Origin of the sequence: Pseudomonas lalkuanensis (genome assembly GCF_008807375.1) — a bacterium.
GTDB lineage: Bacteria > Pseudomonadota > Gammaproteobacteria > Pseudomonadales > Pseudomonadaceae > Metapseudomonas > Metapseudomonas lalkuanensis.
In genome coordinates this window covers 1447688-1470025 of record NZ_CP043311.1, presented here as the reverse complement: position 1 = coordinate 1470025, position 22338 = coordinate 1447688, and the positions used below count along the sequence as shown (strand labels likewise).

Sequence of the window (22338 nt, the reverse complement as noted above, 5' to 3'; positions counted from 1 at the left end):
CCATGAGCACTGCGATCTGTCCCTGCGGTAGCGGCAATCTCCTCGAGGTCTGCTGCGGCCGCCACCACGCGGGTCACCCCGCCGCCAGCGCCGAGGCGCTGATGCGCTCGCGCTACAGCGCCTACGTACTGGGTCTGGTGGACTACCTGGTGGAGACCACCCTGCCCGCCCAGCGCTCCGGACTGGATATCGAAGCCATCCGCGCCTGGAGCCTTGGCAGCACCTGGCTCGGCCTGGAAGTGGAAGGCCATGACCTGCTGGGCGGCCAGCCCGAGCACGCCTTCGTCACCTTCACCGCACGCTGGCACGACCAGGGGGGCGAACACAGCCATCGTGAGCGCTCGGCCTTCGTCCAGGCGGATGGCCGATGGTATTTCCTCGACCCCACGGTGCCGGTGAAGGCAGGGCGCAACGACCCCTGCCCCTGCGGCAGCGGGGAGAAGTTCAAGAAATGTTGTTCGAGTTATTTCTGAAGCGATGACAAAAAGGCCCGCAGATCGCGGGCCTCTTGCTATCTATTTGCGCTCTTCCAGGCGCAGGTGGGAGGTATCCGGCGGCGGCCCGGAGGGAGGCGTCTTCTGCTGGCCCATATCGCTGCCCACGGGCGCCAGGCTCATTCCGGAGAAATCGAAGCGCGGTGTCGCCGCCTCCGGCTTGGCGTCCTGCAGATCGGCGCCGACGGGAGCGATGCCGAAGTCCGGAGCGTCCACGCCAACGAACGCGGCCATGTACTCATCGCGCGGCACCACCTTCAGGCGGCCCGGCGCCGCGACTTGCGCCGGTGCAGGCGCTGCCACGGGACGGGCCAGGGGTTCGGGCTCCGGCGGCGGCGCCAACTCCACTTCTTCTATTTCCGGCTCCATGGACAGCACCTCGACCAGCGCACCCGCGCGTTCCAGGGTCGAGCGGTATTTTTCCGCGGCGGCTTCATCCAGGTTGTTCTTGAGAATCACGCGACGCCCGGAGAAAAGCGTGGCAATGCGCTGGGCGTCGGCCTGGAACAATTTGGCCAGGTTGGCCTGCACCAGTTCCGGTCGCGCCCCGGGTACCAGCCTTCCGGCAAAGGCGATCTCGTAACGACCCATTGGTAACACTCCTGACCGAATTGCCCTGCAGTATGGCGCAGCTTTTTTTCGGCTCACAACAGGTTGCGGCCGAGCAGTTGCTTGTTACACTGAAGCGTCACTTGGAGTATTGCAATGTTTTACCAGGCGCAAATGATAAGAATTCTCAGCCTACTGTTTTTCTTCGCCCTACCCTTTTCGGGCCTCAGCGGATGCTCCACCTGGCTCAGCGACAGCTTCCAGGACCCCGACGTTCGACTGCTCAAGGTCGACGTCGTGCGCGCCAAACTGCTGGAACAGCAGTTCGTGCTGCGCTTTCGCATCGACAACCCCAACGATGTCAGCCTGCCAGTGCGCGGGCTCGCCTATACCGTTCATCTCAATGACGTGAAGCTCGCTTCCGGCGAATCCAGCACCTGGTTTACCGTGCCCGCCCACGGCAGCCAGACCTTCGAAGTACCCGTGCGCACCAACCTGTGGCGGCATATGAAGTACATCGTGAAGCTCCTGGAAAAGCCGGACGAACCCATCAAGTACCGCCTGCAGGGCGAGGTGAAGACCGGACTGATGTTCGGCAAGAGCGTGCACCTCACTCGCAATGGCGAGATAATCCCCGGCAGTTACATCCCGGAGTAGAACCTTCATGAGTCAAGAACCCCATGTCCATGGTCCGAACTGCAACCACGACCATGACCACGATCACCACCACGTGCATGGCCCGCACTGCAATCACGGCCACCAGGAGCCGGTGCGCAACCCGCTGAAGGAAGTGGGCCGCAACGATCCCTGCCCCTGCGGCAGCCAGAAGAAGTTCAAGAAGTGCCACGGCGCCTGACGCCCCCGCACTCATCCAGGCCCGCCTAGTGCGGGCCTGTTCGTTTCAGGGCCGAGCGTAAGGCCCGATGGAGCCTTCCCGATGATCGACCTGTATTACTGGACCACCCCCAACGGCCACAAGATCACCCTGTTCCTCGAAGAGGCCGGCCTGCCCTACCGCATCCACCCGATCAACATCGGCAAGGACGAGCAGTTCCAGCCGCACTTCCTGAAGATATCGCCGAACAACCGCATACCGGCCATCGTCGACAATGCGCCGTCGGACGGTGGCGAGCCGCTGTCCCTGTTCGAGTCCGGCGCCATCCTGCTCTACCTCGCCGAGAAGACCGGACGCTTCATCCCGCAGGACCTGCGCGGTCGCCAGGACTGCCTGCAGTGGCTGTTCTGGCAGATGGGCGGCCTGGGCCCGATGGCAGGACAGAACCACCACTTCAATCGCTTCGCCCCGGAAAAGCTGCCCTACGCCATCCAGCGCTACGTGAAGGAAACCTCGCGCCTCTACGGTGTGCTCGACAAGCGCCTGGCCGACCGGGCCTTTGTGGCGGGCAGCGAATACAGCATCGCCGACATGGCCATCTACCCCTGGATCGACCGCCACCCCTGGCAGGAACAGAACCTGGACGACTTCCCCAACCTCAAGCGCTGGTACCTGGACATCCAGGCGCGCCCGGCTACCGTTCGGGCCTACGCGCTGGTGGCACAGGTCAACCCCGCTGCCGGGAAAAAGTAGGGCCGGCGGCGCTTGCACGGCGCGGGGCGGCTCACTAACGTAGCGCGTTTGATCCGATGCCCCTCTCAGGAGAGCCCGTTCCATGGCTTCGCCAGCCTTCAAGCGCTTCCTTCCCCGGTTCTGCGTTGCCGCCGCCGCTGGCGCCATGATCGGCCTCAGCGGCTGCCAGTCCTGGCTGGACAGCCGTTACTCGGACAGCCTGCCGCCCACTTCCGGCTTCCAGCCGGTCAAGGGGCTGGCGCAGAGCGTCTCGATCCGCCGCAACCCGCTGGGCATGCCGCTGATCGAAACCACCACCTTCCACGACGCCCTGTTCACCCTTGGCTACGTGCATGCCTCGGACCGCCTCAGCCAGATGGTCGGCCTGCGTCTGATGGCCGAAGGACGACTCGCCGAAATGGCCGGCCCCGGCGTGCTGGAGATAGACCGCTTCATGCGTGCGGTGAACCTGCGCAAGAGCGCCGACATCCTCTACAAGAACGCCTCACCACGCCTGAAGGAGTTCTTCGCGGTCTACGCCCGTGGCGTCAACGCCTATCTCTATCGCTACCGCGACAAGCTGCCGATGGACCTGGCCGAGTCCGGCTACAAGCCGGCCTACTGGAAGCCTGAAGACTCGGTGCTGGTGTTCACCCTGCTGAACTTCGGCCTGGCGGTGAACCTGCAGGAAGAGATCGCCTCCCTGGTCCTGGCGCAGAAGGTCGGCGCCGACAAGCTGGCCTGGCTGACTCCCGTCTACCCGGATGAGCCGCTGCCCTTCGAAGAGGCCGAGAAGCTCAAGGGCCTGCAGCTCGGTGGCCAGATCCCGGGCCTGACCGCGCTGAACGACGCCGCCGGACAGATCGCCGCGCTGGACATGCTCGGCGTCGCCGCCTCCAACAACTGGGCCATCGCCCCGCAGAAGAGCCGTACCGGCCGCAGCATCCTGGCCAACGACACGCATCTGCCGATCTCCATGCCCTCGGTGTGGAACTTCGTGCAGATCCGCTCGCCGAAATTCCAGGCCGCCGGTGTCTCCATTGCCGGTGTTCCCGCGGTGGTCGCCGGCTACAACGGCAAGCTGGCCTGGGGCATGACCATGGTCATGGGAGACAACCAGGACCTCTTCCTGGAGAAGGTCAAGCGCGAAGGCAGCCGCCTCTACTACCAGGCCAACGGCAAGTGGGTGCCCGCCAGCGAGCGCATGGAAACCTTCTTCATCAAGGGCGAACGCCCGGTACGCGAGGTGATCTACGAGACCCGCCACGGACCGCTGCTGAACTCCGTGCTTGGCCAGCGCAAACATCCGCTGCAGCCGATGGAGATCAAGAGTGGCTACGGCATCGCCCTGCAGACCAGCCAGTTCGAGGCTGACCAGTCGCTGGAGGCCTTCTTCGCCCTGTCCCGCGCCCAGTCGGTGGAGCAGGCGCACGAGGCCACCCGCGAAATCCGGGCCATGGGCCTGAACATCCTCTACGCCGACGCCCAGCACATCGCCTGGCAGGTCACCGGCCGCTACCCGAACCGCCGCGAAGGCCGCGGCCTGCTGCCGTCCCCCGGCTGGGACGGCCGCTACGACTGGGATGGCTACGCCGACCCCATGCTCCATCCCTACGACCAGGACCCGGCCCAGGGCTGGCTCGGCACCGCCAACCACCGCACCGTGCAGGGCGGTTACGGCGTGCAGCTGTCCAACTCCTGGTACTACCCGGAGCGCGCCGAGCGCATCGCGGAACTGGCCGGCGGCAGCGGCAAGCATGACTGGCAAAGCATGATCGCCATGCAGTACGACCAGACCAGCCCCTTCCCGGCCAAGCTCAAGACCATGCTGCGGGATCCGGGCATGGCCGCGCCCCTCAAGCAGGCCATCAACGCCCTGCCGCCTGCCGAACGGGCCAAGGCCCAGGAAGGGCTCGACCGCCTGCTGGCCTTCGACGGGCGCCTCAGCCCGACGTCGGCGGACGCCGCCTACTACGGTGCCTTCCTCCACGAGAGCGCGCGGCAGATCTTCCTCGACGAACTGGGCCCGGAAACCAGTCCGGCCTGGCGCGCCCTGGTGCAGACCGCCGACCTCTCCTACTCCGCCCAGGCCGACCACCTGCTGGGCCGCGTCGACAGCCCCTTCTGGGACGACGTGCGCACCCCGCAGAAGGAAGACAAGCCGGCGACCCTCGCCCGTAGCCTGGCCGCCGCCGTCAGCTACGCCGAGAGCCGCATGGGCGCTGACCGCAAGGCCTGGCAATGGGGCAAGCTGCACACTTACGAGTGGGTCACCGAAAGCACCCAACTGGCGCCGCACATGAGCGCCAGCCAGCGCACCGGCCTCAATGCCCTGAAGGGCTACCTGGATCGCGGCCCCTACCCGGCCGGCGGCGACCACAGCACCCTCAACGTCTCGGCCTACCACTGGGGACAGGGCTTCGAAACCTGGCTGATCCCGGCGATGCGCATCGTCGTCGACTTCGGCCAGCCCGAGCCCATGATCGGCGTGAACAGCTCCGGCCAGTCCGGCAACCCGGCCAGCCCGCACTACGCCGACGGCATCGATGCCTGGCTGAAGGCGCGCTACATGAAGTTCCCCTTCCAGCCGCACAACCTCGATGCCGTCTACGGCACCAGGCGCCTGATGCTGACCCCGCAAAAATGATCGAGCAGCGGCGGAACTTCCCGCCGCGCTACCGCTCTGATCCGGTGGACTTACTCCATAGATCACATTTCAAGGCGCCTCCGGGCGCCTTTTCTTTTGCCTGCGCGGTGGAAATTGCTTTTCCTGTAGGGGCGAACGATTTCGCGCCTACAAGGTTTGGCCGAACCTGGCCGTCTTGCACCGCCTGTTCCCTTGCCGCATCCTGCGCCCTTTCCATCGTCCGCCCGAAGCTCCGAGACTCGACCATGGCTGACAGCGCCTTTTCCGGCCGAATCATCCAGAACCTGCTGGATACCGACTTCTACAAGCTGACCATGATGCAGGCGGTGCTGCACAACTACCCGAACGCCGAAGTCGAGTGGGAGTTCCGCTGCCGCAACGATGAAGACCTGACGCCCTACCTCGCGGAAATCCGCTTCCAGATCGAGCAACTGGCGGATATCTCCATAACCCCCGACCAGCTGCACTTCCTCGAGCGCATTCCCTTCATCAAGCCGGACTTCATCCGTTTCCTCAGCCTGTTCCGCTTCAACCTGCGCTATCTGCAAGTGGGTATCGAAGACGGCCAGCTCTGCGTCCGGCTGCGCGGTCCCTGGCTGCACGTGATCCTCTTCGAGATTCCCCTGCTGGCGATCATCAGCGAGGTGCGCAACCGCTACCGCTATCGCGACGTCAAGCTGGTCCAGGCGCGGGAGCAGCTCTACCGCAAGCTCGACTGGCTCCGGGCCAATGCCAGCGACGAGGAGCTGCAGGACTTCCAACTGGCGGACTTCGGTACCCGCCGGCGCTTCTCCTACAAGGTCCAGGAAGAAGTGGTGCACATCCTCAAGCGCGATTTCCCGGGCCGCTTCGTCGGCACCAGCAACATCCACCTGGCCCGCGAGTACGACATCAAGCCCATCGGCACCATGGCCCACGAATGGCTGATGGCGCACCAGCAACTCGGCCCCCGCCTGATCGACAGCCAGATCGCCGCCCTCGACTGCTGGGTTCGCGAATACCGTGGCCTGCTGGGCATCGCACTGACCGACTGCATCAACATGCAGGCCTTCCTCAACGACTTCGACCTGTACTTCGCCAAACTCTTCGATGGCCTGCGCCATGATTCCGGCGACCCGCTGGAATGGGCGGAAAAGGCCATCCGTCATTACCAGAAGCTGGGCATAGACCCGCTGACCAAGACCCTCGTATTCTCCGACGGCCTCGACCTGCCACGGGCACTGGCGCTCTACCGTGCCTTGCGCGGGCGCATCCACGTCAGTTTCGGTATCGGCACCAACCTGACCTGCGACATCCCGGGCGTCGAGCCCATGAACATCGTGATCAAGATGACCGCCTGCAACGGCCAGCCGGTGGCGAAGATTTCCGATGAAGCGGGCAAGACCCAATGCCGCGACGAGAACTTCGTCGCCTACCTGAAGCACGTATTCCGCGTCACCGACGCCCAGTAAGGACTCCGCACATGAGCAGCAACCGCCAGCAAGAAATCGCCAAAGCCCTGGACGTTGTTCCACCCTTCGCCGACGAAACCGCCCTGGTGGCCGAAATTGAACGTCGCAAGGCCTTCATCAAGGACTGCCTGCGCAAGTCCGGCCTGAAGGTGCTGGTACTCGGCATCAGCGGCGGCGTCGACTCCACCACCGCCGGACGCCTGGCCCAGCTCAGCGTCGAGGAACTGCGCGCCGAGACCGGTGATGACGCCTACCGCTTCATCGCCGTGCGCCTGCCCTACAACGTCCAGCACGACGAGGCGGACGCCCAGGTGGCGATGAACTTCATCCGCGCCGATGAAGAAGAAACCGTGAACATCGCCGACAGCGTGATCGGCCTGGCCGAACAGGTCACCCACCTGCATCATCTCGCTGACGCCCGCCGCGACTTCGTCACCGGCAACATCAAGGCGCGTATCCGCATGGTCGCCCAGTTCGCCATCGCCAACGCCAACAACGGACTGGTGATCGGCACCGACCACGCCGCCGAGGCGGTGATGGGCTTCTTCACCAAGTTCGGCGACGGCGCCTGCGACCTGGCGCCCCTCTCCGGCCTCGTGAAGAACCAGGTGCGCGCCATCGCCCGCTACCTGGGCGCGCCGGACAGTGCCGTGCACAAGGTGCCTACCGCCGACCTGGAAGAACTGCGCCCCGGCAAGCCGGACGAAGAAGCACACGGCGTGACCTACACCGAGATCGACGCCTTCCTCCACGGCCAGGAAGTCAGCCAGCGCGCCTACGACATCATCGTCCGCACCTACGACAACACCCAGCACAAGCGCATCCTGCCGCTGGTGCCCTGATCAGGCGATGGGTATCGCGTCGCTCAACCGATCCTGCGGGCCGTAGGTTGGTCTGAGCTCCGCGAAGCCCAACGCAATGGCCCCGAATCGCAGCCACAAAAAAGCCGGGCAATCGCCCGGCTTTTTCACATCTGCCAGAGCGGCCTCAGGCCTTGGGCAGGGTCACCCCGGTCTGGCCCTGATACTTGCCGCCACGGTCCTTGTAAGACACTTCGCACGCTTCATCCGACTGCAGGAAGAGCATCTGCGCCACGCCTTCGTGGGCGTAGATCTTCGCCGGCAGGTTGGTGGTGTTGGAGAACTCCAGGGTCACGTGGCCTTCCCACTCGGGTTCCAGCGGTGTCACGTTGACGATGATGCCGCACCGGGCATAGGTGCTCTTGCCGAGGCAAATGGTCAGCACATCGCGAGGAATGCGGAAGTATTCCACGGTGCGGGCCAGGGCGAAGGAGTTCGGCGGGATGATGCAGACGTCGCTGTTGATGTCGACGAAGCTCTTCTCATCGAAGTTCTTCGGGTCTACCACGGCCGAATGGATGTTGGTGAACACCTTGAACTCGGCGGCGCAGCGCACGTCGTAGCCATAGCTGGAAACGCCGTAGGAAATCACCCGGCTATCGTCCGCACCGCGCACCTGACGCTCGACGAACGGCTCGATCATGCCGTGCTCCAGCGCCATGCGGCGAATCCACTTGTCCGATTTGATAGTCATGGCGGGCGTCCTGTCAGGGGGTGAAAAATTGACCGCGAATCTTACAGTCCGGCGAAGGCCCGGGCAAAGGCCTCGCCGGATGGCCGGAATGTCAGTCGTCGCTGATGGTGATGTTCGGCATCGCGGTGGCCGCCTGGTCGGACAGTGCGATACGCGCCCCGACGCAGCGGGCCGCCTGCTGGTAGATCATCGCGATCTGGCTTTCCGGGTCAGCGATGGTGGTCGGCTTGCCGCCATCGGACTGCATGCGAATGGCCATTGACAGCGGCAGCGACGCCAGCAGCTCGACGCCGTATTGCGCGGCCAGCTTCTCGCCACCGCCCTCGCCGAACAGGTGCTCGGCATGGCCGCAATTGGAGCAGATGTGCACGGCCATGTTCTCCACCACACCCAGCACCGGGATGTTCACCTTGCGGAACATCTCCACGCCCTTCTTGGCGTCGAGCAGGGCCAGGTCCTGCGGGGTGGTGACGATCACCGCACCGGCCACCGGCACCTTCTGCGCCAGGGTCAGCTGGATGTCACCGGTGCCCGGCGGCATATCCACCACCAGGTAGTCCAGGTCGTCCCAGGCGGTCTGGGTAATCAGCTGGATCAGCGCGCCGGAAACCATCGGGCCGCGCCACACCACCGGGGTGTTGTCGTCGGTGAGGAAGGCCATGGACATCACCTGGACACCATGCGCCTCAAGCGGAATGAAAAACTTCTGGTCACGCACCTTGGGCCGGGTGCCCTCGGGAATACCGAACATGATGCCCTGGCTGGGGCCGTAGATGTCGGCATCGAGGATGCCCACCCGCGCGCCTTCACGGGCCAGCGCCAGGGCCAGGTTGGCGGCGGTGGTGGACTTGCCCACGCCGCCCTTGCCGGAAGCCACGGCGATGATGTTCTTCACGTTGGTCAGCGCCGGCACCTGCTCCTGGGCCTTGTGCGCCTCGATCACGCAATCCACCTGCACCTCGGCGCTGTCCACGCCATCCAGGTTCTCCAGTGCCATCTTCAGCATCTGTGCCCAGCCGGCCTTGAACAGACCCGCGGCATAGCCCAGCTCCAGACGCACGCGGACCTTGCCGCCCTGGATGTCGACCTCGCGCAGGCAACCGGCGCTGACCGGGTCCTGGTCAAGGTGGGGATCGGTGAACTGGCGCAGGGTCGCTTCAACCTGGGCGCGGGAAACGGTGCTCATGGCAAGACTCCAGGAAAATATCCGAGCAAATCAGGCGGCTATCCTACCCGACCGCCCGGCCGCTTGGTCCTCCGTGCGTGAAAAAATCGCGCCGGGCCTATATAGTTGCCGACTTCCCTTCTGTTTTACATCCGGTAGCCGAGCACCATGACCGAGCCCCGCAAAATCCTTGTGACAAGCGCCCTTCCCTATGCCAACGGGTCCATCCACCTCGGGCATATGGTCGAATACATCCAGACCGATATCTGGGTGCGCTTCCAGAAGATGCGTGGCAACCAGGCCGTCTATGTCTGCGCCGACGACGCCCACGGTTCGGCCATCATGCTGCGCGCCGAGAAGGAGGGCATCACCTCCGAGCAGCTGATCGACAACGTCCGCGCCGAGCACACCGCCGACTTCGCCGACTTCCTGGTGGACTTCGACAACTACCACTCCACCCATTCGGAAGAGAACCGCGCCCTGTCCAGCAGCATCTACACCAAGCTGCGCGACTCCGGCCACATCGGCACCCGTCCGGTGACCCAGTACTACGACCCGGAAAAGGAAATGTTCCTGGCCGACCGCTTCATCAAGGGCACCTGCCCGAAGTGCGGCACCGAAGACCAGTACGGCGACAACTGCGAATCCTGCGGCGCGACCTACTCGCCCACCGAACTGAAGAACCCGAAGTCCGCCATCTCCGGCGCCACTCCGGTACTCAAGGAATCCCTGCACTACTTCTTCAAGCTGCCGAACTTCGACGCCATGCTGAAAGAGTGGACCCGCAGCGGCGCCCTGCAGGAGTCGGTGGCCAACAAGATCGCAGAATGGCTGGATGCCGGCCTGCAGGAGTGGGACATCAGCCGCGACGCCCCCTACTTCGGCTTCGAAATCCCCGACGCGCCCGGCAAGTACTTCTACGTCTGGCTGGACGCCCCCATCGGCTACATGGCCAGCTTCCAGAACCTCTGCGCGCGCCGTCCTGAACTGGATTTCGACGCCTTCTGGAACAAGGACTCCAAGGCCGAGCTGTATCACTTCATCGGCAAGGACATCGTGAACTTCCACGCCCTGTTCTGGCCCGCCATGCTCGAAGGCGCCGGCTACCGCAAGCCCACCGCGCTGAACGTGCACGGCTACCTGACCGTGAACGGCCAGAAGATGTCCAAGTCCCGTGGCACCTTCATCAAGGCACGCACCTACCTGGACCACCTGCAACCGGAATACCTGCGCTACTACTACGCGTCCAAGCTGAGCCGCAGCGTCGACGACCTCGACCTGAACCTCGAGGACTTCGTACAGAAAGTGAACTCCGACCTGGTGGGCAAGGTGGTCAACATCGCCAGCCGCTGCGCCGGTTTCATCCACAAGGGCAACGCCGGCAAGCTGGTGGCCGAGAATGCCGCGCCGGAGCTGTTCGCCGACTTCGCTGCCGCTGTCCCGAGCATCACCGAAGCCTTTGAGTCCCGTGACTTCGCCCGTGCCATGCGCGAAATCATGGCGCTCGCCGACCGCGCCAACGCCTGGATCGCCGACAAGGCGCCCTGGGCCCTGGCCAAGCAGGAAGGCAAGCAGGCCGAGGTACAGGCCGTCTGCGCTGCCGGCGTGAACCTGTTCCGCCAACTGGTGATCTTCCTCAAGCCCGTGCTGCCGCACCTGGCCGCCGCCGCCGAGCAGTTCCTCAACGTCGCCCCGCTGACCTGGGACGACCACAAGGTGCTGCTGGCCGACCACCAATTGAACGCCTTCAACCCGCTGATGACCCGCATCGAGCCGGCGAAGATCGAAGCCATGGTCGCCGCCTCCAAGGAAGACCTGGCCGCCGCTTCGGCGCCCAAGGGCAACGGCGAACTGGAGAAGGACCCGCTGGCAGCGGAAATCGCCTTCGACACCTTCGCCGCCGTCGACCTGCGCATCGCGCTGATCGAGAAGGCCGAGTTCGTCGAAGGCGCCGACAAGCTGCTGCGCCTCTCCCTGGACATCGGCGATGCCAAGCGCAACGTCTTCTCGGGCATCAAGAGCGCCTATCCGGACCCGAGCAAGCTGGAAGGCCGCCTCACCCTGTACGTCGCCAACCTGGCAGCGCGCAAGATGAAGTTCGGCGTCTCCGAAGGCATGGTCCTGGCCGCCGGCCCCGGTGGCCAGGAAATCTACCTGCTCAGCCCCGACAGCGGCGCCAAGCCCGGCCAGCGCGTCAAGTAACACCGCAAGCTCCAGCAAAATGCCCGCTCCTGCGGGCATTTTCGTTCAAGGGCACCGGCAATCTGCTCGCGCAGCGGATACGTAGGATGTGGCGGGCGGCGCTCCGCTGGAGCGAAGCGAGACCCATCGCCAGCCCGCCAACAGAATCCGCATGGACCTGAGCTAGCCTTGTAGCAGGGCGCGGGCCATCGCGGTCGCGCCCCTGTACCGCTCCGGCTGCATCCCGGATAATACGCGGCCCTTTTTCCAGCCTGGCGACGTTCCGTCCCTATGACCGATTTCATCTTCGCCCTGCTCGGCGCGGCCCTGGTCAACAACCTCATTCTCGGCCTGCCCCTGGGCGCCGACAGCCTGCGCCAGCCTCGCAGCCGTGCGCTGGCCCTGGCTGGCGGCTTGCTGATCGCGCTGGCCACGCCCATCGCCTGGCTGGTCGAACAGCTTGTGCTGGCTCCGCTGGCTCTCGAATCGCTGCGCCTGTTCATCTTCCTGCCGCTGCTGGCGCCCCTCGCCTGGCTCTGCCTGGAAGGGCTCGCCCGCCTGCGCCCTGGCCTGTCTCGGGACGGCCTCTGGCCCCTGCTGCTGGCCAACGGCGCGGCCCTGGGCGCCATGCTGGTCGGCAGCGCCGGCGACTTCGGTTCGGCCCTCGGCCTGGGCCTTGGCGGTGGCGTCGGTTTCTGGCTGGTGCTGATCCTGTTCGACGACCTGCTGCAACAGGTCGATGAAGCCAAAGTGCCTGCCGCCTTCCGTGGTACCCCGATGTTGCTGATCTGCGCCGGCCTGATGGGCCTGGCCTTCCTCGGTTTCAATGGCATGGGGGCGCAATGAGCCAGGCCAGCCTGATCCAGCGCATCGATGCGCTGCTGCCCCAGACCCAGTGCGGCAAGTGCGGCCACCCCGGCTGCAAGCCCTACGCCGAAGGCATTGCCCAGGGCGAGGCGATCAACAAGTGCCCGCCCGGCGGCACCGCCACCATCATCGCCCTGGCCGACCTGCTGAAGGTCCAGCCGCTGCCCCTGGATGCGCCCAACGGCCCGGTGCCGCCGCAGATCGCCTTCATCCGCGAAGCCGAATGCATCGGCTGCACCAAATGCATCCAGGCCTGCCCGGTGGACGCCATCGTCGGCGCGGCCAAGCAGATGCACACCGTGATCACCGACGAATGCACCGGCTGCGAGCTCTGCGTGGTGCCCTGTCCGGTGGACTGCATCGACATCCTGCCCCTTGCCGAACCGGCCGCCAGCGCCCAGCGCCAGCACGCCGACCAGTTCCGCGAGCGCTTCGAATTCCGCAGTGCACGCTTGGCGCGCGAGGAAGCCCGCCGCCAGGCCGAACGTGAAGCCCGAGTTGCCCGCGCGGCCCAGGCCCAGCAGAGCACCAGCTCCGCGCCGCAGGACGCCGTGCTGGCTGCCATCGAACGGGTGAAGGCGCAAAAGGCTGCCACCCCGAGCCTGAGCGACCAGCAGAAGCGCCTGAAGATCGAGGCCGCCATGGCCCAGGTGGCGCTGAAGAAGGCCGAGGCGAAGCTGGAGGAATACGGCACGTCCGACCTCCAGGCCCAGGTCGCCGAACTGCGCGAGGCCAACGACAAGGCCCAGGCAGCGCTGCAGGCCGCCATGGCGGCCCCGCCTGCGCAGGTGGACGAAGCCGCCCTCAAGCAGGCGAAGATCGCTGCCGCCATGAGCCGTGCCCAGCTGAGCAAGGCCGAGAAGGCCTTCGGCGAATCCCCCACTGCCGAACAACAGGCCCAACTGGCTGAACTGCGCGCCGCGGTGGAGCAGGCACAGCAACGCCTGGACGCTGCTCATGGAACCCCGGCCGCGCCTGTGGCCACCGAAGGCGAAGCGCGCCTCAAGCAGGCCAAGATCGCCCTCGTCAGTCGTCGCGCGGAGCTCAAGGGCGCAGAGCAGCGCGGCGCCAGCGAGACGGAACTGGCTTCGTTACGCCAGGCACTGGCCAATGCCGAAGCCGCGCTGCACGCCGCCGAGGACGCCTCCGGCAAGCAGCCACCAGACCTGCAGCGCATCGACAAGCGCCCCATGGACCCTGCCGTGCGCGCGCTGAAAACCGAACTGGCCTACGCCCGCGCCGACGTCAGCAAGCTGGAGCGCCAGGCCGACGCCGACCCGGCGGTCCTGGCCCAGGCTCGCGAACGCCTGGCCCGGGCTGAACAGGCACTCGCCGAGCAGTCGCCCTCGCCATGACCACGCGCCCGGCCTTCGACCCGCGCCCCAGCATGCAGCTGGTGCTGGTCGCCTGCCTGCCGGGCCTTCTCGCGCTGTTCTGGCAATACGGCTGGGGCAGCGTGCTGCAATTGCTGGTGGCCTTGCCGGTCGCCCTCGCCTGCGACGCCCTGGTGCGCCGCCTGCGCCAGCAGCCCGCCGCGCCGGAGTCATCGCTCCTCAACCAGCCCCTGCTGGGTGAAGGCAGTGCCCTGGTCAGCGCCGTGTTGCTCGCGTTGGCCCTGCCGCCCTACTCACCCTGGTGGCTGACCGCCAGTGCCTGCGCCTTTGCCCTGCTGCTCGGCAAGGCGTTGTTCGGCGGCTTCGGCCAGAACCCCTTGAACCCGGCCATGCTTGGCTACGCCCTGGTGCTGGTAGCCTTTCCCGCCCACCTCAACCAATGGCCCACACCGGGCCAGCACCCCGGTCTCGGCGAATCCCTGCAACAGGTGCTGGGCGTTGGCGGCGGGCTGGTAGACGGCTGGAGCCAGGCCACCGCGCTGGACCACCTCAAGCACAACAACCGCCTGACCATCGACGAACTCTTCGCCGGCCACGTCGCCTTCGGCAGCTTCGGTGGGCGCGGCGCGGAATGGGTCAACCTGGCGTTCCTGCTGGGCGGCCTGTTCCTGCTGCAACGCAAGGTCATCCGCTGGCACGCGCCAGTCGGCCTGCTCGCCGGCCTGTTCGTCATCAGCCTGCTGTGCTGGAACGGCAGCGGTTCGGACTCCAACGGCTCGCCGATCTTCCACCTGTTCAGCGGTGCCACCATGCTCGGGGCCTTCTTCATCGCCACCGAGCCCGTGTCCGGCGCCGCCAGCGAGCGCGGCCGCCTGCTCTTTGGCGTTGGCGTCGGCTTGCTGGTCTACGTGATTCGCACCTGGGGCGGCTACGCCGACGGCATGGCCTTCGCCATCCTGTTGATGAACCTGCTGGTCCCCGCCATCGACCGCTATGCCCCACGCAATGCGGAGGCGCAGCCATGAAGGGGCGCAGCCTGGCCATCCTGGCCGCGCTGGCCGGTCTTGGCCTGGCGGTGCTGATCGCCGCCGACCAGCTCCTCGCCGGGCGCATCGACGCCGAACGCCAGGCCGCCGATGAGCGCGCCCTGCTCGACCTGCTGCCCCCGGGCAGCTACGACAACCATCCCCTTGCCCAGCCCATCCCCCTTCCCGAGAGCGGGTTGCTGGGCAGCCCCGCTCCTACGCAAGCCTGGCTGGCCACCCGCGAAGGGGTGCCAGTGGCCGTGCTGCTGCCGGCCACCGCCAAGGGCTACGAAGGCCCGATCCGCTTGCTGTTGGCCATTCGTCCGGATGGCCGGCTGTTGGCCACCAAGGTGCTTGGCCATCGCGAAACGCCCGGCATCGGCGACCGCATCGAGCCGGCCCGCAGCGCCTGGCTGCGGATATTCACCGACGCCTCCCTGGCCAGCCATCCCGAGGCGGAGTGGCGGGTGAAGGCCGACAAGGGCGAGTTCGATGAAATCGTCGGCGCCACCATCACCTCCCGCGCCGTGGTCAGCGCCACCCAGCACGCGTTGCAGTTCTTCGACGGCCACCGCCTGCTGTTGCTTGGGGAGAAGACGCCATGAGGCCCGGTCACTTCGGCGTGATGGGCCTGGCCCTGCTGCTGGGAGCAACCGACCTGCTGGTGAAGGGGCTTGGCCTGGCCATGACGGCGCTTCCCGTGCTGCTGCTTTTCGGCGTGGCCCTGCCTGCCCTGCGCCACCACCTGGACGGCGCCAGCTACTGGCTGGGCGCCCTGCTGCTATCCGCTCTGCTGGCGAGCCTGGCGAGCCTGCTGCTGCAAGCCGGTGCCTTTGAACTGCACCGAGCCCTGGGCCCTTATCTCTACCTGCTGGTATTGCCCTGCCTGCAACTGGCCGCAAGCGAGGCCACGGACGCTCGCAACGGCCTCGGCGCCGGGCTGGCGTTCGCGTTGCTCACCGTGCTGCTGGGCACGCTGCGGGAAGCGCTCGGCCACGCCAGTCTATTCGCCCACTTCGACTGGCTGCTGGGCCCGATCGCCCTGGGTTGGCGCCTGCAATTGGGTGCCGACGGCATTCCCCTGTTCGCCGTTGCGCCCGGAGCCTTTATCCTGCTTGGTACGCTAATAGCCATTTGGCGCCGCCTGACCACCCGGACCGCTGACTCCTGATGAACGCTGCGAAACGCTACGAAATCTTCCGCCGCCTCCACGACGACGACCCCAACCCCACCACCGAGCTGGCCTACAGCACGCCCTTCGAGCTTCTCATCGCGGTGATCCTCTCCGCCCAGGCGACCGACGTGGGCGTGAACAAGGCCACGGCCAAGCTCTACCCGGTGGCCAACACCCCGGAAACCATCTACGCCCTCGGTGTCGATGGCCTGTCGGAGTACATCAAGACCATCGGCCTGTACAACAGCAAGGCCAGGAACGTCATCGAGACCTGCCGCATCCTCATCGAGAAGCACGGCAGTGAAGTGCCGGACAATCGCGAGGACCTCGAAGCCCTGCCCGGCGTCGGACGCAAGACGGCCAACGTGGTGCTCAACACAGCGTTTCGCCAGCCCACCATGGCGGTGGATACCCACATCTTCCGAGTCAGCAACCGCACTGGCATCGCCCCCGGCAAGAACGTGCTGGAAGTGGAGAAGAAGCTGCTGAAATTCGTTCCAAAAGAATTCCTGCTGGACGCGCACCACTGGCTGATCCTGCACGGCCGCTACGTCTGCGTGGCCCGCAAACCGCGCTGCGGCGCGTGTCGCATCGAGGATCTGTGCGAGTACAAGGCGAAGACCTCCGACGATTGATAGCCTATTAATTCAGTCAAGTATCCGATTGAAAAAATCTTTTTTACCGACCCTGGCTTTGTGGTTATAAGGTGCGCCAATAGCGCCCCGCTTTGTGGAGTGACCCTATGAGCACAGCCAAAGACGATATCGAGCTCGAAGAAGAATTCGTTTCCGAGGATGCCGAAGAATCGGAAGCCCCGGCAGAAGCCGCCAAGACCAACCTGACCAAGCGCCGCATCATCGACAACTACCTCGAAGAACGGCGTTTGCAGAAGCAGCTTTCCGATTACGACTTCGACCTGTAATCGACGCCTTGCCCAGAAGCCCCGCAGTTGCGGGGCTTTTTGTTTTTGTGCAGAGGTCTTTGTGGGAGCGAATTGATTCGCGAATACCCGCGCAACGCTCCACTGCCACACAGCAGGCACCACCTGATCGCGATTGAAATCGCTCCCACAAACAGCGGGCAAAAAGAAGCCGGCGCAAGGCCGGCTCGAAGACGCACAACAAATCGGTCAGCGCAACTTTTCCATCATCTGGTAGTACCACATGCCCATCGCCAGCATGTGGTTGCCCAGGCGCTCGCTCAACGGTACGCGGATGTGCTGGCACTGGGCGAAGGTGTCGAACTTCTCCAGGCTGCCGCTCATGGCGTTGGCCATGACCTCGCCCATGATGTGGGTGGTCGCCACGCCGTGGCCGGAATAGCCCTGGCAGTACCAGACGTTCTTCGACAGCTTGCCAAGCTGCGGGATGCGGTTGATGACGATGCCCATGGCGCAACTCCACTTGAAGTCGATCTCCACGCCCTTGAGTTTCGGGAAGGTGCGCTCGATGCAGGGCCGCAGCTCCGCCTCGATGTCCCGGGAATCACGTCCGGAGTAGTTGGCACCGCCGCCGAACAGCAGACGTCCGTCGGCGGTCATGCGGTAGTAGTCGAGCACGAAGCGGCAGTCGTAGACGGCCAGGTCCTGGGGGTTGATCTGCCTGGCCAGGTCGCCCAGGGGCCTGGTGGTGACGATGCCGCCCATGGCCGGGAAGATCATGCCCTTGAGCTTCTTGCGCTCCAGCTTGTGATAGACGTCGCCGGCCAGCAGCACTTGCTGGGCGTTGATTCGGCCGCGAGTGGTGATCACCGCCGGGCGATCGCCGTGGATGATGTCCTGCACTTCGGAGTGCTCGAAGATCAGCGCGCCCAGGCTGGCGGCGGCCTTGGCTTCGCCGATGCACAGGTTGAGCGGGTGCAGGTGCATGTTGCGGGTGTTCTTGATGGCGCCGACGTAGAGGTCGGAATCCAGGTGCTCGCGCACACCGGCGGCGTCCAGCAGCGTTACGTCATCGGCCATGCCACGACGCACCGCTTCCTCATAGGAAGCCTTCAGCTCGTCCATGTGCGAGGCCTTCATCGCCGCGTGCAGGTGACCATGCTTGAGGTCGCACTGGATGCCGTACTTCTCCACGCGGCTCTTGATGATCTCGTGGCCACGCCAGCGCAGGTACCAGATGAAGTCATCCACGCCCTCGCCCAGGAAGCGGCTCATCTGCTTGCGCATGGCGGCGTCGCCCGACAGGCTGCCGGTCACCTGGCCACCGTTGCGGCCGGTGGCTCCCCAACCGATCTTGTGGGTCTCCACCAGTGCCACCTTGTAGCCGCGCTCGGCCATTTCCACTGCGGTGGCGACGCCGGTGAAGCCGCCGCCGATGATGGCGATATCGACATTCACCTCGCCTTCGAGGGTGGGATAGGCGGTTTCCTCATTGAGGGTCGCAGAGTAGTAGGAGGGCGCGCGTTCGGCAGCGGGCAGTGGGTGTTTGATTGCAGCGGTCATGGGGTGAATCCTTCTTGGCCACTGGGGCCTTCAATTCCGGAGAGCGATTCGCGAATGAGTTCGCTCCCACAAACAAAAACAGGCAGTCGTGCGCGGACTCACGCCTGGTTCAGGTACCAGCGCCAGTCCTGCTCGCCGACCTCGGACATGAACTGGCGGTATTCGGCGCGTTTCACGGCGAGGTAGACGCCGAGGAATTCCGTGCCGAACGCATCGCGAGCCCAGCTGGACTGTTCCAGCGCGCGCAGCGACGTCAGCCAGTCGGTGGGCAGCAGCTCCTTGGCCTGGGCGTAGCCGTTGCCTTCCACAGGGTTGCCCGGGTCGATGTCCTCACGGATGCCATGATGGATACCGGCGAGGATCGCCGCGGCAGCAAGATAGGGGTTGGCGTCGGCGCCGCAGATGCGGTGCTCGATATGCCGGGTGTTGGCCGGGCCGCCTGGTACGCGCAGGCTGACGGTACGGTTATCCACACCCCAGGTCGGAGCGAGGGGGGCGTAGCTGTTGGCCTGGAAACGGCGATAGGAGTTGGCGTTGGGGCAGAACAGCAGCAGCGAATCCAGCAGGCTCTTGAGCATGCCGCCCACGGCCTGGCGCAGCAGCGGCGTACCGGCCGGGTCGTCGCTGGCGAAGAGGTTGCGGCCCTCGGCATCGGCCAGGCTCACATGCATGTGCATGCCGGTGCCGGCGATTTCGGCGAAGGGCTTGGCCATGAAGCAGGCCTGCATGCCGTGGGCGTGGGCCACGCCCTTGACCAGGCGCTTGTAGCGCACGGCCTGGTCCATGGCTTCCAGCGCATCGCCGTGTTCCAGGGTGATTTCCACCTGGCCCGGCGCGTACTCGGAAATGGCCGTGCGTGCTGGAATGCCCTGGGCCTTGCAGGCCGCGTACAGATCGGCGAGGAACGGCTCGATCTGCTCCAGCTCGCGCAGGCCGTACACCTGGGTGCCGCGCGGGCGGTGACCATCAGCGTCCAGCGCCGGCTGCGGACGGCCGTCGGCATCACGCTTCTGGTCCAGCAGGTAGAACTCCAGCTCGCAGGCCATCACCGGGTGGTAGCCGTCGGCCTTGAGGCGATCGATCACCTCCACCAGCACATGGCGCGGATCGGCAATGGCGGCGGGCATGCCTTCCCGCGGGTGCATGCAGACCTGCACGGCGGCGGTGGGCATCTTGCGCCAGGGCAGGCGCACCAGGCTGCCGGCCAGCGGATAGGCGCGGCAATCGATGTCGCCCACGTCCCAGACCAGGCCGGAGTTATCCACATCCTCGCCGTGCACGGTCAGGCCGAGGATGGTACTGGGCAGCGGCCGGCCGCTCTCGTATGCGGCCAGCAATTCGTCGCGGTGCAGCAGCTTGCCGCGCGGAACGCCGTTGGCGTCGAGGATGAAGAGTTCGAAGGCGTCGATGTCCGGGTTCTGCTCGAGGAAATCCCGGGCTTCCTGCACGCTGGCAAATTTCATGGCGCTCTCTTTAGTGCCCTTGGGGCACGCAAACAGGCCCTCGCCGTTCGCGGCAAGGGTCGAATTTCTCGTTCTGGGTGAGGTTGGCCACAACGGTGGCGGCCTGGCAGTCAGACGCGTGCGCTATCCGGCGGACGAGCGTGACGGCAATGCCAGAGCGCCCAGAAGGCGAGTTCGAGCGGCAGGGAGATCAGGAGATGGATGGCCCACTTGCGGGAGAACTGGACCGTGGGTGCGACTCCGGGAGCACGGCGCGCGGCGCGAACCAGCCCGAGGGGCAAGGCGGCCAGCAGCGATTGGTGCGGAGTGGGACAACCCATGAGGGAAAGCCGTGTTATTGGAATGCGCTGGAGGCTCGCACGGCGAGAAGGGTCAATAAAATTCAGGTTTTTCTATCTTTGGTTAAGCCATTACTAAACATTGCGCATCGAATTGAGTCCTTTGCCCCGTCGTCGCCCCCTCTCCCATTGGCGGGAGAGGGGTGGTTCACGCCTGATGCCGTTGAGCTGAAGCGGGATACGAACATCTGCCAGCGCAGAGGCGGATGCCCTTCTCAGCTCACTGTTTGTAAGGCTCCAGCAGCGGCGCCTTTTCCTCGTTCAATATCCACACCACCAACTTCGCCGGCTTGGAATCACTGGCGTTGCGCGATTGCAGATGGGCGCTTCCGGCCGGCTCGTACCAGCTTTCGCCAGCCTTGTAGCGCCTGGGCTGTTCACCCTTGAGCTGGGAGATCACCTCCCCTTCAGTCACATAGGCAAGCACCGATCCCGGATGGACATGGGCGTCGGACGCCTGCCCCGGCGCATAAGTGACAGTGAGCAGCATGGCTTCCTTGCCCGGCGCATTGAGGAGCTTGTGCTGCTGGAGCACGGTGACCTCTTCCTGCCCAGCGCTCTCATGGGCATAGGCCAGCGGAAGGTTCAACAGCGCCAGGCCGGCAGCCAGGGCGCCCAGGGTTTTCAGATTGCGCATGACGGCCTCACTCGCTCGGGATCTTGCGGAAGCCGACTGCCAGCCGGTTCCAGGAATTGATGGTGCTGATGGCCAGGGTCAGGTCCACGCGCTCGCGCTCGCTGAATTCCTCAGCGAGTTGGGCATAGTCCTCGTCTGGTGCGTGGGTTTCAGAAAGGCGCGTCAGGGCTTCGGTCCAGGCCAGCGCGGCACGCTCGCGCGGGGTGAAGAAGGGGCTCTCGCGCCAGACGGCCACCGCGTAAAGACGGCGTTCGGTTTCTCCGCGCTTGCGGGCGTCCGTGCTGTGCAGGTCGACGCAGAAGGCGCAGCCGTTGAGCTGCGATGCACGCAGCTTCACCAGCTCGATCAGCGGCTTTTCCAGCGGAAGTTTGCTCACCGCGGCGTCCAGGGCGAGCATCGCCTTGAGGGCATCGGGAGAGGCGGTGTAGAAATCCAGGCGTGGGGTCATCGGGGCATCCTCAGGGTGGGAAGGGATGCCTCCACGCTACTGCCGGCGCGGCTTTCTACCTACGGCCAATTACTCCGAATACCAGGTGGCCAATCAGGTGAGCGGAACCTGGGCGGGGGATCGGACTGTGGGAGCGAATTCATTCGCGAATGAATTCGCTCCCACAAAAAGCAAAAGGAAAAACGAGCGCTCAGGCCTTCAGTTTGTGGGTCCAGTCCAACAGGCTGCGCCACAGGCAGATGCCGACGAAATAAGCCGACGCCAGCCACCAGATGCCCAGCACCAGCGACTTGTAGAAGGGGTGCTGGAGGATGAGGAGCATGCTGCTGATCATCCACACGAAGGTGACCACGATGTTCAGCGGCATCAGCCTGCGTACACGGAACGGGTGGAGGAATTTCAGCTTGGTCAGGGTCAGTGCGGCGAGCACGCAGATCAGCAGCAGGCTCACCACCGCCGGCGGGTCGATGATCCAGACGTACAGCGCTACCACGTTCCAGGCTGCGGGGAAGCCGACGAAATAGTTGTCGCTGCTCTTCATGTTCAGGTTGCAGAAACAGAACAGCGACGACACCAGGATCAGGCTCACCGCCACCAGCGCCGTGTGGTCCGGCAGGTCGATGTAGCGGTAGATGAAGATCGCCGGGATGAACACGTAGGTGAGGTAGTCGATCACCAGGTCCAGCGTGGAGCCATCGAAGTTCGGCAGCATGGTGCTGGTCTGCACGCGGCGCGCGAGCGTGCCATCGAGGCCGTCGACCAGCAGGGCCGCACCGAGCCAGAGCAGGCAGTCGCGGGGTTGGTTGTCGAACAGGGCGAGAATGGCCATCAGGGCCAGCACGACGCCGGTGGCGGTGACACCGTGAGCGGACCAGGCCTTGGCTTTGTTGACGACAGTGATGTTGGTGGACACGAGGCAGCTCTGCTCAGAATGGTGGGTGACAAAATCGATAGACCGCGATTATGCGTCAGCTTCTTCAGGGCCTTCAGACTTTTGTGAA

General features: G+C 65.0%; 24 protein-coding genes. 15 read left to right on the top strand and 9 right to left on the bottom strand.

Annotated features, from left to right (window positions below; translation table 11 throughout):
* Positions 1-2 precede the first annotated feature (2 nt).
* Positions 3-473: a YchJ family protein gene (locus FXN65_RS07030; protein WP_151132367.1), complete on the top strand. Its 471-nt coding sequence runs from the start codon at positions 3-5 to the stop codon at positions 471-473.
* A 42-nt stretch (positions 474-515) separates the two neighbouring features.
* Here the strand turns inward: FXN65_RS07030 and FXN65_RS07025 are convergent, their stop codons facing one another.
* Positions 516-1085: a hypothetical protein gene (locus tag FXN65_RS07025; RefSeq protein WP_151132366.1), complete on the bottom strand. Its 570-nt coding sequence runs from the start codon at positions 1083-1085 to the stop codon at positions 516-518.
* Between the two features lie 114 nt (positions 1086-1199).
* On the opposite strand from FXN65_RS07025, the gene FXN65_RS07020 reads away from it, so the two are divergent.
* From FXN65_RS07020 to nadE, 6 genes are all read left to right on the top strand, one after another.
* Positions 1200-1700, top strand: coding sequence for an LEA type 2 family protein (locus tag FXN65_RS07020; protein WP_151132365.1), 501 nt, complete (start codon positions 1200-1202; stop codon positions 1698-1700).
* A gap of 7 nt (positions 1701-1707) precedes the next feature.
* Positions 1708-1899: an SEC-C metal-binding domain-containing protein gene (locus FXN65_RS07015; RefSeq protein ID WP_151132364.1), complete on the top strand. Its 192-nt coding sequence runs from the start codon at positions 1708-1710 to the stop codon at positions 1897-1899.
* 81 nt (positions 1900-1980) lie between these two features.
* Positions 1981-2631 (top strand): glutathione binding-like protein, encoded by a 651-nt coding sequence (locus tag FXN65_RS07010; protein WP_151132363.1) that lies wholly within the window; start codon positions 1981-1983, stop codon positions 2629-2631.
* Between the two features lie 82 nt (positions 2632-2713).
* Positions 2714-5257 (top strand): penicillin acylase family protein, encoded by a 2544-nt coding sequence (locus tag FXN65_RS07005; RefSeq protein WP_151132362.1) that lies wholly within the window; start codon positions 2714-2716, stop codon positions 5255-5257.
* Between the two features lie 245 nt (positions 5258-5502).
* A complete protein-coding gene (pncB, locus tag FXN65_RS07000) occupies positions 5503-6708 on the top strand; it encodes a nicotinate phosphoribosyltransferase (RefSeq protein WP_151132361.1) in 1206 nt (401 codons plus the stop codon).
* Positions 6709-6719: 11 nt separating this feature from the next.
* Positions 6720-7550: an ammonia-dependent NAD(+) synthetase gene (nadE, locus tag FXN65_RS06995; RefSeq protein WP_151132360.1), complete on the top strand. Its 831-nt coding sequence runs from the start codon at positions 6720-6722 to the stop codon at positions 7548-7550.
* Between the two features lie 145 nt (positions 7551-7695).
* Here nadE and dcd read toward each other — a convergent pair whose 3' ends face one another.
* Both dcd and apbC read right to left on the bottom strand, forming a co-directional pair.
* Positions 7696-8262 (bottom strand): dCTP deaminase, encoded by a 567-nt coding sequence (gene dcd, locus FXN65_RS06990; RefSeq protein ID WP_151132359.1) that lies wholly within the window; start codon positions 8260-8262, stop codon positions 7696-7698.
* 91 nt (positions 8263-8353) lie between these two features.
* Positions 8354-9448 carry an iron-sulfur cluster carrier protein ApbC gene (gene apbC, locus FXN65_RS06985; protein WP_151132358.1) on the bottom strand — a complete coding sequence of 365 codons (1095 nt, stop codon included), beginning with the start codon at positions 9446-9448 and terminating at the stop codon, positions 8354-8356.
* A 147-nt stretch (positions 9449-9595) separates the two neighbouring features.
* On the opposite strand from apbC, the gene metG reads away from it, so the two are divergent.
* From metG to FXN65_RS06945, 8 genes are all read left to right on the top strand, one after another.
* On the top strand, positions 9596-11629 hold the full coding sequence (gene metG, locus FXN65_RS06980; protein ID WP_151132357.1) for a methionine--tRNA ligase: 2034 nt from the start codon (positions 9596-9598) through the stop codon (positions 11627-11629).
* 270 nt (positions 11630-11899) lie between these two features.
* Positions 11900-12454 carry an Rnf-Nqr domain containing protein gene (locus FXN65_RS06975; protein ID WP_151132356.1) on the top strand — a complete coding sequence of 185 codons (555 nt, stop codon included), beginning with the start codon at positions 11900-11902 and terminating at the stop codon, positions 12452-12454.
* Positions 12451-13830: an electron transport complex subunit RsxB gene (gene rsxB / locus FXN65_RS06970; RefSeq protein WP_151132355.1), complete on the top strand. Its 1380-nt coding sequence runs from the start codon at positions 12451-12453 to the stop codon at positions 13828-13830. The genes FXN65_RS06975 and rsxB overlap by 4 nt, the downstream gene beginning before the upstream one ends.
* Positions 13827-14834 (top strand): RnfABCDGE type electron transport complex subunit D, encoded by a 1008-nt coding sequence (locus FXN65_RS06965; RefSeq protein ID WP_151132354.1) that lies wholly within the window; start codon positions 13827-13829, stop codon positions 14832-14834. Before rsxB ends, FXN65_RS06965 begins: the two co-directional genes overlap by 4 nt.
* Positions 14831-15439, top strand: a complete 609-nt coding sequence (locus FXN65_RS06960) for an RnfABCDGE type electron transport complex subunit G (RefSeq protein ID WP_151132353.1) — start codon at positions 14831-14833, stop codon at positions 15437-15439. The genes FXN65_RS06965 and FXN65_RS06960 overlap by 4 nt, the downstream gene beginning before the upstream one ends.
* Positions 15436-16005: an Rnf-Nqr domain containing protein gene (locus FXN65_RS06955; RefSeq protein ID WP_151132352.1), complete on the top strand. Its 570-nt coding sequence runs from the start codon at positions 15436-15438 to the stop codon at positions 16003-16005. Before FXN65_RS06960 ends, FXN65_RS06955 begins: the two co-directional genes overlap by 4 nt.
* Positions 16005-16643, top strand: coding sequence for an endonuclease III (gene nth / locus FXN65_RS06950; protein WP_151132351.1), 639 nt, complete (start codon positions 16005-16007; stop codon positions 16641-16643). The genes FXN65_RS06955 and nth overlap by 1 nt, the downstream gene beginning before the upstream one ends.
* 107 nt (positions 16644-16750) lie before the next feature.
* Complete coding sequence (locus FXN65_RS06945; RefSeq protein ID WP_151132350.1) at positions 16751-16930, top strand: PA3496 family putative envelope integrity protein; 180 nt, start codon at positions 16751-16753, stop codon at positions 16928-16930.
* Positions 16931-17137: 207 nt separating this feature from the next.
* Here FXN65_RS06945 and FXN65_RS06940 read toward each other — a convergent pair whose 3' ends face one another.
* The 6 genes from FXN65_RS06940 to pcsA all read right to left on the bottom strand — a co-directional run bounded on the left by FXN65_RS06940 (position 17138) and on the right by pcsA (position 22250).
* On the bottom strand, positions 17138-18451 hold the full coding sequence (locus FXN65_RS06940) for an NAD(P)/FAD-dependent oxidoreductase (RefSeq protein WP_151132349.1): 1314 nt from the start codon (positions 18449-18451) through the stop codon (positions 17138-17140).
* A gap of 98 nt (positions 18452-18549) precedes the next feature.
* Positions 18550-19914 carry a glutamine synthetase family protein gene (locus tag FXN65_RS06935; RefSeq protein ID WP_151132348.1) on the bottom strand — a complete coding sequence of 455 codons (1365 nt, stop codon included), beginning with the start codon at positions 19912-19914 and terminating at the stop codon, positions 18550-18552.
* 110 nt (positions 19915-20024) lie between these two features.
* Positions 20025-20234: a hypothetical protein gene (locus tag FXN65_RS06930; protein WP_151132347.1), complete on the bottom strand. Its 210-nt coding sequence runs from the start codon at positions 20232-20234 to the stop codon at positions 20025-20027.
* Positions 20235-20472: 238 nt separating this feature from the next.
* Complete coding sequence (locus FXN65_RS06925) at positions 20473-20889, bottom strand: cupin domain-containing protein (protein ID WP_151132346.1); 417 nt, start codon at positions 20887-20889, stop codon at positions 20473-20475.
* 7 nt (positions 20890-20896) lie between these two features.
* Positions 20897-21337 carry a carboxymuconolactone decarboxylase family protein gene (locus FXN65_RS06920; RefSeq protein ID WP_151132345.1) on the bottom strand — a complete coding sequence of 147 codons (441 nt, stop codon included), beginning with the start codon at positions 21335-21337 and terminating at the stop codon, positions 20897-20899.
* A gap of 190 nt (positions 21338-21527) precedes the next feature.
* The gene (pcsA, locus tag FXN65_RS06915) at positions 21528-22250 is read right to left on the bottom strand and encodes a phosphatidylcholine synthase (protein WP_151132344.1); all 723 of its coding nucleotides are present in this window, start codon (positions 22248-22250) and stop codon (positions 21528-21530) included.
* Between the last annotated feature and the right edge of the window lie 88 nt (positions 22251-22338).